Raw genomic sequence first — 17,405 nt, 5'->3', positions numbered from 1 at the left:
TATTTATTCGGTATCTTCTGCTTCTTTATATTCCGGATATAAAAAGTTGTTATACGGAAAACGCGTAATATGGATTTCACGAACGGCTTCATATACTTTTTCTCTGAACTCCTCAAAATTAAGTTTATTCGTTGCTGAGATGAACAGTGCGTTGTTTTCACCCATTTTGTGCATCCAGGTTTGTTTCCATTCGTCTAAAGTGAAATGTTTTGATGTTTTTTCGATAGATAAGTCGTTTTCGTCAAAATGAACGGGCTTGTAAGCATCAATTTTATTAAAGACCATGATGGTCGGTTTGTCGTCACTTTTTATTTCCTTTAGAATTTCATTTACCGAAGCAATATGGTCTTCAAAATCAGGATGAGAAATATCTACAACGTGTAATAATAGATCAGCTTCGCGAACCTCGTCCAGAGTACTTTTAAAGGATTCTACTAACTGTGTGGGTAATTTTCGGATAAAACCTACGGTATCACTCAATAAGAACGGAAGGTTTTTAATGACCACCTTTCTTACAGTAGTGTCTAAAGTGGCAAAGAGTTTATTTTCGACAAAAACTTCGCTTTTTCCTATGGCATTCATAAGAGTAGATTTACCAACATTGGTATATCCTACTAAAGCAACACGAACCAAGGCGCCCCGATTGCCGCGCTGAACGGCCATTTGCTTATCAATAGTTTTGATCTTTTCTTTTAATAAGGCAATGCGATCTCGTACAATACGACGGTCAGTTTCAATTTCCGTTTCACCGGGACCACGCATACCGATACCTCCACGTTGGCGTTCCAAGTGGGTCCACATACCGGTTAATCGCGGTAATAAATATTGGTATTGTGCCAATTCTACCTGTGTTCTGGCATAAGAAGTCTGTGCTCTTTGCGCAAAAATATCCAAGATGAGGTTGGTTCTGTCCAATACTTTACAGTCATCTCCTAATTCACGATTGATATTTTTCTGTTGCGACGGAGAGAGTTCATCGTCAAAGATTACAGTTGAAACATCGTTATCTTTAATGTAATATTTGATCTCATCTAACTTTCCGGCTCCTACAAAAGTTTTAGGATTCGGTTTGTCCATCTTTTGAGAAAAACGTTTTACGACTTCACCACCGGCAGTAAAGGTCAAAAATTCCAATTCATCAAGATATTCATTAAGTTTATCTTCATCTTGGTTTTGTGTGATGATCCCTACCACAACCGTTTTCTCAAATACGTGATTTTCTTTTTCTAACATAGTCTTTTCTTGATAGTGCAAAAATACAATTATTTACAATAAAAAAAGTCCCGCATTTGCGGGACTTTTTTAAATAAACGTTTTACAATTAGTTTATTGTAATATTGTCGATTTGCATAGTTGTTGTAGGCCCTGAAGCTCCGTTACCAACGTATTCAAATATAAAATAACCATTTCCTGTGATACCGGATGGGATATTATAAACCCCACTGTCGATAAATGTACCGTATCCGCTTGAGTGACCTGAAGAAATAGTGAAATTAGAAGTAATATCTACTAAAGTAGCGTCAGTAATCAATCCGCCGGCAATATAATCTAACGAATAATATACTTTCAGAACAGATCCATTATCATAACCATCATTTGTTCTAAAAGAGAATGTACTGGCTGATGTCATGTCTACAGGAACAATAAATAAAGTTCTATTGTCCTCATTTCCTCCGAAAGATGTTGCTTGAATATATCTGTTTCCGCTAAATAATCGTACTTGCCAATATCTGCTACCTACCGCAGCATCATTAATATATGGAGGGAATTCGTTTTCATAAGTAGCATAAGATTCAAAGTTTTCAAATAAAGAACCGTTGAATGCTAAAGAACTTCCGACAATCGGCGGGTAGAAGTCAACATCAAAACGGTCATCATTTAGTTGAACATCGTGTAGTGTTCTGATCATAAATTGGTAGCTACCATTATATTTAGTTAAAACACCTCTTATTTTTCCACTTCCGCTTGGAATCGGATCAGAAGCAAATGAAGCATATTCACTAGCTCTTAAATCAATTGTGTTTCCATTCATATCAGTAATAGAATGATTAGTACCTGTACCGGCAGTATTAGTAGGATCAAAGTAAGTAGTTCCCAAAGATCCATCTGCAAATTGAACGTTTTCAAATTCAATTAATTTATGCATATAGGAATCATCTACCTGATCAATAGTGATATGGTTTACTAATTCATCCTCATCTACTTTATCGCATCCTCTTAAAATAACATTTTCGTATTTAACAGCAGAAATTCTACCGATTTCGTTACCATAAGTAGGGTCAACATATAATTCACCAATCTCATAAGAATCTGTTAATCCTGTATAGGAGTAGTATAAATCTTTTAAGTGAACATATACTTTTCGACCGGGTTCAAATTTAGTGTACAAGTTATAAGCATTAATCGGAATTGTAAAACCGATGCTACTGTTAGGGTTGTTAACTGCATCTGTTGAGACTAAAGAGATAGTTTTATAAAAATTACCTCCTTCATCACTTGAAGTTACATAAGCCTCAATTACATCATCAGCCATATATTGTGTCGGGTTATCTGTGGCTGCAATACTTGTGATATCTGAAACTTGTTTAGTCGGGGTTTCAGAAACACATTCAGATGACAAATCCGGTGTACCGTAGTCATCACCATTTACACAACTTGTTAAAGCTGCAAATGTTGTTAATGTTAATAATAATTTTATATTTTTCATAGCTTATTTATTTTCATAAACATTAAGATTGTCAATTTCGTAAGTAGTTGTTACACCACTGCTGCTTCCTCCTTGATAACGGAAAGCAATATAGATATCACCATTAAATCCAGAGATATCAACCGGATCAGTTAGAGAGAAATCACTTGAATAACCACTTGTAGTATATACAGGTAGTTCAACATTCATATCAGTCCATGTTGCATTTGTTATTCCTTCTGCCGTATTACTGCCATCATAATCTGTAGATACCCAAACAGAAACTGCCTGACCATTATAGTACCCGGTAAGGTATTTAAAAGAAAAGGCTTCGTTTTCTGTAGTATCCAGATTTATAGCAGGACTGATTAACCATGCGTCCATATTAGCCTCACCGCTTCCGAAAGCTGAGAGTTGAACAAACGTTTCACCTCCGTAAGAAGAACTATGCCATAAATCACCTCCGTTTATTGAAACATTGCTCCAGTTATCAAGATTAGAAGCGTCGTTAAAAGTCTCACTATAAAAAGGAACTTTCATAGTAGGAATAGCAGCATCGTCATCGTTAACACAGCTAACTAAAGAAAGAACCAAAGCTGTTGTAAATATTGTTTTAATTAATTTTTTCATAAAGCAATTTTTTAGAAGTTAATGTAGAAATTAACAAAATAAGTTCTTCCGTATCCATAGAAGTACTTAGAGCCAAAAGAAGGTGTTCCGTTAGCCTGATCTGCGGCTAAATCAGGATAAGTAGCCTTTCTTGATTGTTCAAAACCTCCGGTTTTATATTCAACATCAAACAAGTTGTTGATAGAAGCAAAGAAACCGAAAGTGTTTCTGTTTTTCTTACTGATTCTCCAAGATTTACCACCAGTTAAATTAACTAATGTAAAGTTGTCGAATTTTTCTTGTTTTAATAAGTCTCTTACTGAACTTTCAGTAGCACCGTCATAGTTAACGCCAGTAGAAGGATCAATGGTAAAGTTATCAGTTCTCAAGATACTTGCAACATCAATATAATTGTCCGCTAAATAGTTTACGTTTGCACTAACCCACCAGAAATGAGGATCACGATATTCTAAACCGATTGAATAAGCTTGTTGAGGCATACCTGGTTGACGGTAATCTTTAATATACACTGTTCCGAAGTCTTTTAAAGCATTCAGACCATCAGCAGCTCTACCATCGTCATTTGTTACCAAATGTGCATTGTTAGAATAAATGTATTGTCCGTAAGAAGCAGATCCCATTGCTTTTATTGTTGAAGTAATTTGGTATTCAAGACCTAATTCTCCACCTATAGCTTGTTTGTCTAAACCAGTAACGATTTCACTAACGAAAGAGTCACTATCACCACCTGCATCACCGATGCTTTCAGCATAATAGAAAGATATTTCGGTACTGTTTTGGATTTTATTATAGAATCCGGTTAAACGACCTTTGAATTTAGGCGCTTTGATAATATAACTTGCATCTGCGGCAACAATATTTTCGTCGGATAAATTAGGCGTAATAGTATTGTTTAAACGAGCATTTGAAAAAACATTACGCATGATCGGTGCTTTAGTCATATATGAACCGTTGAAATCAAGCATGTGTCTTCCGTTAATTTTATAAGTCAGACCACCTTTAAAACCGAAGTTCTCATAAGTAACTTTGTCGCTTTTTCCGTAAGAGTTGTCAGCGTAGATGCCGTTTTTATACAAACCTTCTCTTTGATATTCTGTTCTGGAGAAAGATTGCGCTAAATAGAAGTTGAATTTTCTATAATTGAATTTGAATTGAGTAAATCCGTCAATTACGGTAGCAAATAAATTATAATTGTAGCCGTATGTATCTCCTTCAACTACTTGACGATTCGGGTTATTCAAATCAGATTGAGAAGTGTCACCAGAATAAAAAGGATCAATGTCTAAGAAATATTGACCTCCTAAAAGATCTAATAAGTTTTGGAAATTGTGAGATTTTAAATGTTTAAAGTTAACAGCAGCATTTAAACTGATATTATCAGATAAACTTGAGTTTAAGATTGAGTTTGCACTCCATTGTGTATCATCAGTTCGGTCTTCATATAAAGCATAAACACTTCTACCTACATCAGCTGAGTTTTGGTTTGCAATATACATTGCATTCCAATTAATTTGAGGATTTTGGTAAAAATGATCCAATGCAATAGCTGCACCTTCTAAATCAGATTGATTATAGTAGTAATTCGGCATATACCCGTAATAAGTAGGGTCAGGATTGTTAGCATTTTGATAATCAATTCTACTATTACCTATTTTACCGGTTTGGTAAGCAACATTAGTGTTTAATGAAGTTTTTTCACTTATTTTCCAATAGTGAGATAGCATATTGATTGGTTCAGCGATGTCTTTATCTCTTGAATTTCGTTTCTCTCCGTTTTGCCATCCCCAGTAAGAATTGTAAGTAACACCCATTAAATCATTAACTTCTTTAGTGTTAGGGGATGTTTTTCCTCTACTGTTCTCAGCATAAATAGAAGTGAAATTTAAACTGTGTTTATCATTGAATTTCTTTTCAACAGAAGCAAATAGTGAATTTGCACTATAATCGGTTCCTTCAAAGAAACCTTCTTTAGCCCATCTTCTTGAAGCGGAAACTACAAAAGCCCATCCTTTTTTGTTAAAGCCGGAAGCATGTGTTCCCATAGTTCTCCAACTGTAGTTTGTATTAGTTCCTGATAGGGAAATTCTGGTTCCTGTTCTGTAATGTGAAGCACGAGTATTGATTTCTTGTGTTCCTAAGATACCACCGAAAGTATAATCAGAAGGACCTGAACCCATTGTGAACTCTTGGTTACGAGTAGCATCATTTAAACCACCCCAGTTACTCCACTGCGGTCTTCCGTCATATAATTTATTCATGGAAATACCATTAATCATGGTAGTACCATAAGCATTATCTAAACCTCTTATTCTGAAACGAGCCATACCCCAGTTAAAAGCAGCAGCTTGCTGGTATGTATCTCTGGATGCCTGTAAAAGTCCTGAAGTACTTTCAGAACCTGTATTTTCATCACCCAAGTCATTTTCAGTAATGGTTACTAAACTCAATTGTTGCTCAGAAGTAATATCTTCTTCTAATAAAATTTCACCTAATTCAAGAGTTTCACCTTTAGTTGGTTCAAGAATTAAGGTTTGTGACACATATCCTGTGTAAGAAATTACCAACACAGGTTCATCGTTTGGTAAAGTTTCAAATTCAAAAGTCCCATCAACATCTGTCACAACTGAAACATTTGTGCTCTGAATAGTTGCAGCTACATTCTGTAGCGGTTTTAAGCTTTTCGAATCCACTACTTTACCCCTCAAGGCAGGTTTTTGCTGGGCAAAAACGAAAATGGCTTGTAGTACAAACAAGGTACTCAATACAAGTTTCTTCATAAACAAATTTAAAATTAATAATAATTTAAACGTTAAGCAATTAAAACTTAACAGCCCACAAATGTATAATTTTTAATAATATTATTTACCTTTGGCACCTAATTTGTAATAAACTTGACAGTAATATAACATTCGTTTTATGAAAATTAAACACGTTTTTGTCCTATTCTTTGCTTTTTTCGCAATACAGAATGCAACTTCACAAGACAAACAATTCAAGATTCACACTGTTGCTTTTTATAATTTTGAGAATCTGTTCGACACCATCAAGGATCCTGTAAATTATGATGAAGAATACACTCCGGCAAATGGCTGGACGTCTGAAAATTACAAAAAAAAATTGGATAATTTAGCTCGTGTAATCTCTGAATTAGGAATTAGTGATGTTCAAAAGAACCCTCCGGTAGTAATAGGATGTAGTGAAATTGAGAACAGAAGAGTTTTAGAAGATCTGGTAAACCAACCGAGAATTAAAAATTTAGGATATAGTATTATTCATTTTGACTCACCGGATAAAAGAGGAATTGATGTGGCATTATTGTACCAGCCAAAATACTTTAAGCCGGTTAGTTATACTAATATTCCTTTAATGATCTATTCTGATATGCTGGATGCTAAAAAAGGGAAAAAAGCAAAAGAAGAAACAGTAGAAGATGAAGATCAGGAGCAAACTGATGAAAAGTCAAAAAGAGTATATACTCGTGATCAATTATTAGTAACAGGATTACTAGATGGCGAAGAAATCAGTTTTATTGTAAATCACTGGCCATCTCGTTCGGGAGGTGAAAAAAGAAGTAGTCCTTATCGTGAAGAAGCCGGTAAATTGAATAGAAAAATAATCGATTCTCTATACAAGATCAATCCGAATGCCAATATCATTACAATGGGTGACTTAAATGATGATCCGGTTAATAAAAGCGTTAAAAAAGAAATAGGTACAGTTTCTAATAAGGAAGATATTGAACCTTATGGTATGTACAACCCTATGGAGAAAATGTATAAGAACGGAGAGGGGACTTTAGGCTATAGAGATGCTTGGAATTTATTTGACCAAATTATGCTTTCTGAACCTTTAGTTCGAAAAAGCAAATACGAAACTAAAAATTTCAATACATGGACGTATTGGAAAGCAGGAAGATTTATAAAACCTTATCTGATACAATCAGATGGCAGATATAAAGGTTATCCGAGAAGAAATTCAAATGGTGTGCCTGGTTTCAGTGACCACTTTGCCGTTTATATCTATTTGATTAAACAAGCAAAATAAACGAATTAAGATTATAATTTTGAAAAGGTTGGCACTCGCCAACCTTTTCTTTTTTCGTAACTTTACAAATAAAAAATCATGGCAATAGCAAAACCTTTTAATCTTCAAAAATGGGTTGAAGAGAACAAACATTTGTTACAACCTCCGGTATCTAATAAAAATCTATATGTAGATTCAGATGATTATATAGTAATGATAGTAGGTGGCCCCAATGCAAGAAAGGATTACCATTACAATGAAACGGAAGAATTGTTTTACCAATTAGAAGGTGAGATTACCGTTTTTGTTCAGGAAGACGGAAAAAAGAAAGCGATGAAACTTTCGGCAGGGGATATGTATCTGCATCCGGCTAAAGTTCCTCATTCCCCGGCGAGAACAGAAGGTTCGATAGGTTTAGTTATTGAAAGGAAAAGAGCAGGGAAAGGGTATAACGATGGTCTATTGTGGTTTTGTGACAATTGCAATCATAAATTACATGAAGTTTATTTTGAACTACATGATATTGAAAAAGATTTTTTACCACATTTTAAACATTTTTATCAATCAGAAGACTTAAGAACCTGTAAGAAGTGTGGACATACAATGGAAACGGATCCTAAATTTGTTAAGTAGTTATATTTCAAAATGTTGTGATTTTTTAATTAACTATTTGTTCATTTTTTCTTCCGTAAAAAAGTGTATATTTGTGAAAAATATAACAAAACAACCATAAAAAAGTTAAAAAATGTCGACAATAACACTATCATCAGTTGCTGAACAATTCGGGATGAAAGAAGCCTTAGGATTGTTAGGTATTAAAGAGGTGAACCAAGGAACATCAACTGGGAACCAATGGTTTTCTAACGGTGAGAAAATAGATAGTTATTCTCCGGTAGACGGACAATTGATCGCATCAGTTACTGCTACTACAAGAGAAGACTACGAACAGGTAATGCAGGCTGCAACGGAAGCTTTTAAAACATTTCGATTAATGCCGGCTCCAAAAAGAGGTGAGATCGTTCGCCAATTCGGAGAGAAATTAAGACAATACAAAGAACCGCTTGGTAAATTGGTTTCTTATGAAATGGGAAAATCATATCAGGAAGGTTTGGGTGAAGTTCAGGAGATGATCGATATCTGTGATTTTGCTGTTGGTTTATCCCGTCAGTTAAACGGATCAACATTACATTCAGAACGTTTCGGACATAGAATGTATGATCAGTACCATCCTCTTGGAGTAGTTGGGATTATTTCTGCCTTTAACTTTCCGGTTGCAGTTTGGTCATGGAATACGGCTTTAGCCTGGATTTGCGGTGATGTTTGTGTTTGGAAACCCTCTGAAAAAACCCCTTTGTGCGGTATTGCATGTCAAAATATAATTGCTGAGGTTTTAAAAGAAAATAACTTACCGGAAGGAATTTCTTGTTTGATTAACGGAGATTACAAAGTAGGAGAGTTCATGACTCAAGATAAAAGAGTGCCGTTAGTTTCTGCAACAGGTTCTACCCGTATGGGAAAAATCGTAGCACAAGAAGTTGCCGGGCGTTTAGGAAGATCTTTACTGGAATTAGGAGGTAACAATGCTATTATTGTAACTCCCGATGCAGATATCAAAATGACGGTAATCGGAGCAGTTTTCGGTGCAGTAGGAACGGCAGGGCAACGTTGTACTTCTACTCGCCGTTTAATTATCCATGAAAGTATTTATGATAAAGTAAAAGATGCAGTCGTTTCTGCATACGGACAATTGCGCATCGGTAATCCGTTAGATCAGAATAATCACGTTGGACCGCTTATTGATAAACATGCTGTTGAAATGTATAATAATGCTTTAGAAAAAGTAGTTGCTGAAGGAGGAACTGTTTTAGTAGAAGGCGGAGTATTATCAGGAGATGGTTTTGAAAGCGGATGTTATGTGAAACCGGCTATAGCTGAAGCTAAAAATGAATTTGAGATCGTGCAACATGAAACGTTTGCTCCGGTATTATACTTGTTGAAATATAGCGGAGATGTTGAAAATGCTATTGATATCCAAAACGGAGTAGCCCAAGGCTTATCATCTGCAATTATGACTAATAATTTACGCGAAGCAGAAAAATTCTTGTCGCATGCCGGTTCTGATTGTGGTATTGCTAATGTAAATATCGGAACATCAGGTGCGGAAATCGGAGGTGCTTTCGGAGGAGAGAAAGAAACCGGAGGCGGACGTGAATCAGGATCAGATGCTTGGAAAGTATATATGAGACGTCAGACAAATACAATTAACTATACCACTGATTTGCCTTTGGCGCAAGGGATTAAATTTGATTTGTAAGATCAAATTAAAGAATAAAAAATCCCTGTTCAATTTTCATGAACAGGGATTTTTATTTGTTTTTAAGCTCTAACTGAGCTTTTTTTTATTTTGTTTTCTTTACATATTGCGTTAAAATTACAATATGTTGTCCTTCTACCCGTCCTTCAATTTGCTCGGCATTATCCCAAACCAATTTGATGTTGTGAACCGGAGCACCGCGTTTAGCTGTAAAATTAGCCCCTTTTACATCCAGATCTTTAATCAAAACTACTGAATCACCATCTTGAAGAATGTTTCCATTACTGTCTTTGTGCACGATCTTGCCTTCTTCATCTTCACCTTCACCTGTTGCTTTGGCCCATTCCAAGGCTTCTTCGTCAAGGTACATCATGTCTAATAGATCATGATTCTTTAAGCGTGCCAGCATTCGCCAAGAAAGTACCTGAACCGGTAAAAATTCACTCCACATACTTTCGCTTAGTCCTCTCCAGTCTATTTCATTCATAATTTCCGGATTGTCAATTTGTTCGGCTAAATTTTTAGCAATTAAAACCGAATGCTCAAGACTTTCTGAAGTATACGGAGGTAAAGTGTAAACGATTAAATCATGTTCTGCGCCGCTAATTTCACATTTAGAGCCGCTTCTGTCCTTTAATTTTTTTTCAATAACGCTCATTTTCTATTTATAGATTAAAACTCATTCCGATTGAGAAGTTAAACTGATTGTTGTATTTTTCAAACCCTACAACATTTGAATCGTATTTTGCAATAGGGAACTGGATCTCACTATAAAGGCCGAAACCATCAGTGAAAAAATAACGTGCACCAACGTGTCCGCCGAAGTTTTTTAAACCTAAATCCAATCCGGGATAAAAATCAAAATGATCTTCAAGCCCGAAGACATCAGCAATATTAGCATTAAAACGCGCTTTAAGATCAAAACGATCTTTGAAATCGGGTTTTTCTCCTGAAATTTTATCTACTCCTAACAGGTAACTTGAAACACCACCAATGGAAAAGTTTTTTCCCAATCCATAATCATACATTAATATAATACCGCTTCCGTGTTCTTGGAGATTGGCACCTACCTGAAACTTTTGATCTCCTTCTCCTTTGAAAACCTGAGCATTCATTAATCCGCAAAAGAATAATGTAAAAAATACTATTTTTTTCATTTATAATAAAGTTTGAAGGAGCAAAGATAGAAATTTGAATTAATTACGGCCTTTTTCTGTCGGATACAATTGCGGTAAAGGATCACTTTGCCAGAATTCTTTAGTATCGATATCCATGAGCGTTAACCTGCCTTTAAAAGCAGCACCTGTATCTACGTTCCATACACAAGCAGCATTAACCGGAGTTTCTTTGGAAATACGGGTAACAGGAGTATGCCCTATGAAAATTTCACGGTATAGCTTTAATCGGTTAGGATATAGATCACTTTCAATCGGGATGGATGGGTCTAAAGCCAAAGCAGCCTCCCAAAGAGTTCTGTCCCAATAGAACATAGGTTTATAGAATTCTGCATGAACTCCCCGGATATTAGTAAAACCTGCATGAATAAAAAGTCTGTTTTGGCCATCCAGATGGTAATCGTTTAAATTTTCGAGGAATTCAATATGTTTTTGTTTTTGTTCAAAGGAAACTTTTTGATAGGCATTTATTGTTGATGCTCCGCCATGAATGAACCACTCGTCTTTATATTGTCCCGTTTTAAGATAATTCAGAAGCAGGTCGTCATGATTACCTTTTATGAAAATACAATTTTGAGAAGCCTGAATTTCTATTAAAAAATCTAAGACACCCGGAGATTCGCTCCATCCGTCTACATAGTCTCCCAAAAAGATCAAGGTGTCATTAGTTGTAACAGGAGCACTTAAAATGGTCTGTTGCAAGGCTTTTAGCCCTCCGTGGATGTCACCGATAACAAATTTCTTCATAATAAAATTTTAACAAAATATACAGAAAAACTGGATGGTCAGAATTTTTTAGCTTCTTACTTTTGGTAAAAACATTTGATAATCAATAGATTATATGTTTTTGTAAAAAAAATATTAAAAAAACAAACAAAAGTAAGCATTAACCTTTAAAAGTAAAAATTATGAAAAAATTAACCTTTATTTTGGCAATTTCAACGTTAAGCCTAATTGCAGTTTCATGTACGGCTGATGATTTAGACATTCAACAAGATGTGAATAACAAAGAAATTATCGTTGATGATTTTGATTATTCTTTAGCTGACCGTGATTCACAAACAACAACTCAGGATACAGTAGCAACTACATCAGCAGTTGGTGATTCGGATACAAATCCTATAGTAACTTTACCTAAAAAAGATTGATTAATTTAAGAAAATATATAGAAATGAAAAATACAACCATTTTATTCGGATTAGTAGTATTATATGCTTTATTATCAGTAGCTACAAAAAAATCTTTCAATAAGATCAATGAAAATAATAATATTGTAAAAAATGACCCATCGATAGGAACAAGTAATTCTATAATTTCTAACGAACAATTGCCAATTATCGATATAAAGAGAGATTGATATTTTTTTTGTTTAGATTTGCTATAAAAGCAATTTGATCTTGAAGTATTTTGTTGGTTTTTTAGCAAGTGTAATTTTTATCATTTCCTGTACAGGTAACGATAAGAGGGTTCGTTCTGATAGTAAGCTGGATTATTATTTTCAAGAAGTTTATAATAATGATTTAAGTAAAAATCAAAAGCTCAGCTATTTGGATTCGGCAAAAACCATTGTCGATCTGATGTCAGATAAGGATTCCCTTAAAGTTAAGAATGTTTTTAAAGTAGCAAATCGTTATTATGCTTTATTGGAATATGATAATTATTTAATAGAAAGTAGAAAAGCGCTATCTTTAAGTAAGCTGCAAGATGATTCTTTAGGTATTGCCAAAGGGAATTATTATATCGGAGATTATTATTTTTTTACATCAAAAAACGATAGCGCTTATTATTATTACTTAAAAGCAGAAAAAAAATATAATAAACTTAATGATAAATATAACCTAGCTAAAACAATGCTTCATATAGCCTACGTGCTATTGTATGAAAAAGATTTTCTCGGAAGTGAAGCACAGACTATTAAAGTCTTAAATATTGCAAAGGAGCTCCGTGACCAAGGTTTGATTTACGAATGCTATGTTAATTTGGGGAGTTCCTTAGCCGGGTTAAAAAATTATGAAAAATCTCTGGAGTATCACTTCAAAGCCTTAAAGCAAACAGATAACCTTCAGAAGGATATTTATATGCCACTGTATAAAGCACAAGTTCTTAATAATATTGGCTATGTTTATCTGATTCAGAATAAGTTTGATAAGGCACTTGAATATTATTCCGTAGCTTTAAAAAATGAAAAAATCAGGGAGATCCATCCGGTTCTTTATTCTTCAATATTAGATTATTATGCGTATTCTAACTTTAAACTGAATAATGACAATGCTCTGAAAGATTTTAATAATGCCTTAAAAATAAGAGATAGTATTAACGATACAGCCGGAAAGATCAAAAGCAGAACTCATCTTTCAGAATATTATTTAGGACAAAAAGACACTGTAAAAGCTTGGCAATTAAACGAAGAAGCTTACAAGTTAGCAAAAGCATCTCGTTATAATATAGAGGTACTGACCACTCTTGACTTTTTCACACAAATTGATCCTAAAAACGGGTTGAAATATGCTAAGGAGTATATCAGGTTAAGTGATAGCCTTCAGGATCTGGAACGAAATACCAGAAATAAATTAGCCAGAATAAAATATGAGACAGATGAAATATTAAGTGAAAAAGAAAAAATCTCATCAGAAAAAAACACTATTTTATACGGAGCATTAGCAATAACCTTTTTCGGAGTGTTGCTTTTTATTATCTTTTACCAGAGAAACAGGCAAAAACAATTACTATTGACCCAAGAGCAACAACAGGCAAATGAAGAAATTTACCAGTTAATGCTGGAACAACAGTCCAAATTAGATAATGTACGTAGTTTTGAAAAGAAAAGGATTGCCAGAGAATTACACGATGGTGTAATGAATAAACTGGCTAGCACCCGATTAAATCTTTTTATTTTAAACAAAAAAACAGACCCCGAAACTATTCAAAAATGCCTTACCTATATTAATGAGATCCAGAATATTGAAAAAGAAGTAAGAGGTATCTCCCATAAACTATCAAACGAATCTTTATTTCATAATCAGAATAATTTTAATGCGATTCTGGAGGAACTCTGCGAGGAACAGGAAACCGTATTCGGTACAAAATGTATTCGGGAAATTGATCAGAATATAACATGGGACACCATTAGTGCTTCTGTAAAAATGAACTTATATCGTATTATTCAGGAAGCAATGAATAATTGTAATAAGTATGCTAAAGCTAAAACTTTATTTATAAAGGTTTCATTAGTAGATAATGAACTGAAACTTCTGATAAAAGATGACGGTATTGGCTTTAATACAGATAAAGTTAAGAAAGGTATTGGACTTAAGAACATTAAGGAAAGAACAGATAACATTGATGGTCAATTCAAAATTTTTTCCGAAATTGGCACTGGAACAACACTTTTGATTAAAATTAATCTCGCCGCTAACCATGGATAAAAAAGTACTTAATATTTTAATGATTGACGACCACCCTTCCATGATTGAAGGATATAAAAGTATTTTGACTTTTAATGATTTAGGGTATGGGATCAATGTAACCCCGGCTTATAATTGTCAATCAGCCTATGAAATTATTACTAAAACTGAAGATTTGTATGCTTTTGATATGGCATTTATAGATCTAAGTTTGCCGCCTTATGAGCAAGAGAAAATTTTTTCAGGGCAGGATTTAGCCATGCTTATTAAAAAGAAGTTCCCAGTAATTAAGATTATGATCCTGACTTCTCATGCCGAAGCATTTACTTTATTTGACATAAAAAGGAATATTGAGCCTAAAGGATTGTTAGTCAAAAGTGATTTTACTGCTGATGAATTGCTCAATGCTTTTGAGAGTATAATGGAAAATGAAGTGTACTACACAAAAACGGTCGAGGAAAGTATCAACGAACTAATGGATAATAAAAATGCTATTTTTTTAGACGAACATAATCGTGAAATTATCCAGCTATTGGCAAAAGGAGTACTGACTAAAAACATGCCGAATTATATAAATCTGGGAATAAGTGCTATCGATAAAAGAAAAGCACAGATCAAAGAATACTTCTTAATTAAAGGCGGAACTGACGAAGATATCGTTAGGGAAGCAAAAAACTATGGATTTATCTAATCTAAAACTTTAACAAAATATACATTTTTTCTGTATCCAAGTAAAGGGTATATTCCCGTAACTTTAATTTTTGAAAAAGAGTAGTAAGTTATAGAATAAAAACACCCAGTAAAATGAAAATGTTCTCAAAAGTTGTTATGGTTTTAGTCTTTTTGGCTTTTCTTTGGGTTTATACCATCATGGATTTAGCTCTGTATTTCTTTGATTTTACAAGAGAGACTAAAAATTTGATTTTTAACGATGTAAATCTTGAATTTAAAGTAATCTATTTCTTTGGAATTATTTTGAACTTAGGATTTCTCGGAATGATCTTAATGAGAAAAAGAACACAGTTTTTTTAATTGTATTTCATTTTTCTCAAGACGCGCATAACCTCTTTAAAAGACTGATAAGCCTTAGGGTCTTGCCAGGATTTTAAAAGAGGTTTAGCGTTAATGAGCTTTTCTTTGGCTTCCTCAAACCCGTTTAAATAGCACAACATTAAAGTAGAAGGCAAATGCTCTAAGTCTAATCCTTCTCTTGTATTTAGAGTGATTCCATTTCCTAGTTTCTTCAGTAGCGTTAAATTCGAATTGTATATGTGATGCAATAATTTTCTATTGTACTGCGGAGGTTCAAACAACATTTCCGTTTCCATTTTATAGTAGCCATTATCAAAAAAAGTGATTACAAGTTTTTCTAACGGATAGTAACTTGTCCTGTCATTGATTCCCAAAGCAATATATTCCGTTATGATAAAAGTATGGTCGTCAAACTCTAAAGTTACCTCGTCCTGCGCGGAATAGAATAGTTTGATTTGTTCGTTAATAAGCTCAATATCAACGCGCGAAAGTAACTCTTTATTCCTTACTTTTTTCTGAATACCGGCCCAGCAAACTACAAATAACTCTTTAAAAACCTTATAACCGGATTCTAAGTCGCTATGCCGATTGTACAGAAAATCAATCACACCATCTAAAGTATGTTCAATACTATTTCTCGAATTGTTTTCGATGCTGATGACAGTCTCTGTGTTACTTTTCGAATACGGAATTCTATCTTCTGTAGGTATAGAATTACTGCCTCTTCTTACAAAAATAGTATTAGGTAAAATAGTATAAATCCCTTTCTTAAAAGAAGATACTTTACTTTTAGGTTTTATAGTGACCAATCCTACAACCCTGTCCTTATTCAGGTTAGGAAAATGAATGTTTTCATATTGAATTTTAGGAGGATTGTTCAAATAGGCATTGACTAAATTCTGAATTTTACTGTCATCAAAAAAATCATCTCCGGTAATTTCGTTGCTCTCATCTTCAACTCCCACAATAATATAAGAATTATTAGCCGGATTAGAGTTTGATAACGCACAAATATGTTTTAGGAACTTAGCTTTTCCTTCTTTAGTGTGCAGATTTAATTGTCGCTTTTTATCATAAAACGAACTCTCGTCATGATGAGCTAATAAATTCTTGATAAGTAAGCGTTTATTAATCATTCTCTAATTTTTTAAGGTACCCTATGTCCCATGCTCGCAGTCCAGATAGCGAACCAATCTTCTGTTTCTAATTCAAAATCCAGTAGTTTTTTTAAATTCAAAATACGATCTAAATTAGTAGTTCCTATGACCGGAATAATTTTAGACGGATGTCTTAATATCCATGTCAGCAAGATGATTTCGGCTGAAACCTCATATTTTAAAATAAGATCGGCCAATAACATTTTTAAGCGATTGGTTTGCTCATTTTCCTCTCTGAAAACCGAGCCCAGTGGATTCCATGCCATTGGCTGAATATCGTGGAGTTTCATATAATCAAGCTCACCATTTGTCATAGGATGGTAATGAGTTGCGGAAAATTGAATCTGGTTGTAGTCTACAGGAATGTAACGTTGCAAAAGTGCTGTTTGGTGTGGTAAAAAATTCGACACGCCAAACCCCAGTATTTTACCTTCCTTTTTCAACTGCGTAATAGTTTCAGCAACTTCTTCTGCTTGTAAAAGCGGACTTGGCCTATGGAGTAAAAGAATATCCAGATAATCTGTTTTCAGGTTTTTAAGAGATTGATGAACTGCTGCTGTAATATGCTCTTTTGAATAATCATAATGTTTGATAGTGTGAGGCTTAGCCTCACAAACATATTGAATACCACACTTTGTGATTAATTGGATTTTTTCTCTGGCAACATTTGCCTTTTGTAAGGCATTTCCAAAACTTTCTTCTGTAGAATAACCGCCGTAAATGTCAGCATGGTCAAAGCAGTAAATACCTTCGGAAATAAGACAATTTATTCGCTCCGCCATTTCTGAAATACTGAGATTTTTACCCCATACACCCCAGTTCATAACTCCGGCGATCACATTTGATTTTATCATGTTGAATATGAAACAATTTAAAATTTTCTTAAAAGTATAAAAAGAAATTCATAAAAAGCAGCTTTTATAGTGTTTAGCTGATTTTTTTTAACGCTATATTAACACCGTAGTCCTAAATAAATTTTGAATT

The 17,405-nt window shown here is 34.1% G+C and carries 17 protein-coding genes; 8 read left to right on the top strand and 9 right to left on the bottom strand.

Annotated features, from left to right (window positions below; translation table 11 throughout):
* Window positions 1-3: 3 nt before the first annotated feature.
* The 4 genes from hflX to NHF50_RS06495 form a co-directional block, all read right to left on the bottom strand.
* Window positions 4-1,233 (bottom strand): GTPase HflX, encoded by a 1,230-nt coding sequence (hflX, locus tag NHF50_RS06510; protein WP_109568937.1) that lies wholly within the window; start codon window positions 1,231-1,233, stop codon window positions 4-6.
* A gap of 88 nt (window positions 1,234-1,321) precedes the next feature.
* Window positions 1,322-2,707: a DUF5689 domain-containing protein gene (locus tag NHF50_RS06505; protein WP_252775436.1), complete on the bottom strand. Its 1,386-nt coding sequence runs from the start codon at window positions 2,705-2,707 to the stop codon at window positions 1,322-1,324.
* A 3-nt stretch (window positions 2,708-2,710) separates the two neighbouring features.
* Window positions 2,711-3,316, bottom strand: coding sequence for a choice-of-anchor J domain-containing protein (locus NHF50_RS06500; protein ID WP_252775435.1), 606 nt, complete (start codon window positions 3,314-3,316; stop codon window positions 2,711-2,713).
* An 11-nt stretch (window positions 3,317-3,327) separates the two neighbouring features.
* Window positions 3,328-6,093, bottom strand: coding sequence for a carboxypeptidase-like regulatory domain-containing protein (locus NHF50_RS06495; RefSeq protein ID WP_109568934.1), 2,766 nt, complete (start codon window positions 6,091-6,093; stop codon window positions 3,328-3,330).
* A gap of 139 nt (window positions 6,094-6,232) precedes the next feature.
* Between NHF50_RS06495 and NHF50_RS06490 the strand changes: the two genes are divergently transcribed.
* The 3 genes from NHF50_RS06490 to NHF50_RS06480 all read left to right on the top strand — a co-directional run bounded on the left by NHF50_RS06490 (window position 6,233) and on the right by NHF50_RS06480 (window position 9,653).
* Entirely contained in the window at window positions 6,233-7,360 is a 1,128-nt protein-coding gene (locus tag NHF50_RS06490; protein WP_109568933.1) for an endonuclease, read from the top strand.
* A gap of 78 nt (window positions 7,361-7,438) precedes the next feature.
* Window positions 7,439-7,972, top strand: coding sequence for a 3-hydroxyanthranilate 3,4-dioxygenase (locus NHF50_RS06485; protein ID WP_109568932.1), 534 nt, complete (start codon window positions 7,439-7,441; stop codon window positions 7,970-7,972).
* A 112-nt stretch (window positions 7,973-8,084) separates the two neighbouring features.
* Entirely contained in the window at window positions 8,085-9,653 is a 1,569-nt protein-coding gene (locus tag NHF50_RS06480) for an aldehyde dehydrogenase family protein (RefSeq protein WP_109568931.1), read from the top strand.
* Window positions 9,654-9,738: 85 nt separating this feature from the next.
* Here NHF50_RS06480 and NHF50_RS06475 read toward each other — a convergent pair whose 3' ends face one another.
* The 3 genes from NHF50_RS06475 to NHF50_RS06465 are packed head-to-tail and all read right to left on the bottom strand — an operon-like array spanning window position 9,739 to window position 11,575.
* Window positions 9,739-10,311, bottom strand: a complete 573-nt coding sequence (locus NHF50_RS06475; protein WP_109568930.1) for an alkylphosphonate utilization protein — start codon at window positions 10,309-10,311, stop codon at window positions 9,739-9,741.
* Between the two features lie 7 nt (window positions 10,312-10,318).
* Window positions 10,319-10,810: a DUF6646 family protein gene (locus tag NHF50_RS06470; RefSeq protein ID WP_109568929.1), complete on the bottom strand. Its 492-nt coding sequence runs from the start codon at window positions 10,808-10,810 to the stop codon at window positions 10,319-10,321.
* Window positions 10,811-10,849: 39 nt separating this feature from the next.
* Complete coding sequence (locus NHF50_RS06465; RefSeq protein ID WP_252775434.1) at window positions 10,850-11,575, bottom strand: metallophosphoesterase; 726 nt, start codon at window positions 11,573-11,575, stop codon at window positions 10,850-10,852.
* Between the two features lie 161 nt (window positions 11,576-11,736).
* Between NHF50_RS06465 and NHF50_RS06460 the strand changes: the two genes are divergently transcribed.
* The 5 genes from NHF50_RS06460 to NHF50_RS06440 all read left to right on the top strand — a co-directional run bounded on the left by NHF50_RS06460 (window position 11,737) and on the right by NHF50_RS06440 (window position 15,264).
* Window positions 11,737-11,976 (top strand): hypothetical protein, encoded by a 240-nt coding sequence (locus NHF50_RS06460; RefSeq protein WP_252775433.1) that lies wholly within the window; start codon window positions 11,737-11,739, stop codon window positions 11,974-11,976.
* A gap of 23 nt (window positions 11,977-11,999) precedes the next feature.
* Window positions 12,000-12,185: a hypothetical protein gene (locus NHF50_RS06455; RefSeq protein WP_252775432.1), complete on the top strand. Its 186-nt coding sequence runs from the start codon at window positions 12,000-12,002 to the stop codon at window positions 12,183-12,185.
* 40 nt (window positions 12,186-12,225) lie between these two features.
* Window positions 12,226-14,253: a sensor histidine kinase gene (locus NHF50_RS06450; protein WP_252775431.1), complete on the top strand. Its 2,028-nt coding sequence runs from the start codon at window positions 12,226-12,228 to the stop codon at window positions 14,251-14,253.
* A complete protein-coding gene (locus tag NHF50_RS06445) occupies window positions 14,246-14,923 on the top strand; it encodes a response regulator (RefSeq protein ID WP_252775430.1) in 678 nt (225 codons plus the stop codon). The genes NHF50_RS06450 and NHF50_RS06445 overlap by 8 nt, the downstream gene beginning before the upstream one ends.
* 113 nt (window positions 14,924-15,036) lie before the next feature.
* Complete coding sequence (locus tag NHF50_RS06440; protein ID WP_109568923.1) at window positions 15,037-15,264, top strand: hypothetical protein; 228 nt, start codon at window positions 15,037-15,039, stop codon at window positions 15,262-15,264.
* Here NHF50_RS06440 and NHF50_RS06435 read toward each other — a convergent pair.
* Together NHF50_RS06435 and NHF50_RS06430 are read right to left on the bottom strand one after the other, a co-directional pair.
* A complete protein-coding gene (locus tag NHF50_RS06435; RefSeq protein WP_252775429.1) occupies window positions 15,261-16,400 on the bottom strand; it encodes an ATP-binding protein in 1,140 nt (379 codons plus the stop codon). The genes NHF50_RS06440 and NHF50_RS06435 overlap by 4 nt on opposite strands.
* An 11-nt stretch (window positions 16,401-16,411) precedes the next feature.
* Window positions 16,412-17,275, bottom strand: a complete 864-nt coding sequence (locus tag NHF50_RS06430) for an aldo/keto reductase family oxidoreductase (RefSeq protein ID WP_252775428.1) — start codon at window positions 17,273-17,275, stop codon at window positions 16,412-16,414.
* Window positions 17,276-17,405 lie beyond the last annotated feature (130 nt).

This window comes from Flavobacterium sp. NRK F10, assembly GCF_024054235.1.
Taxonomy (GTDB): Bacteria; Bacteroidota; Bacteroidia; order Flavobacteriales; family Flavobacteriaceae; genus Flavobacterium; species Flavobacterium sediminis.
This window is presented reverse-complemented; position numbering and strand designations above follow the sequence as displayed.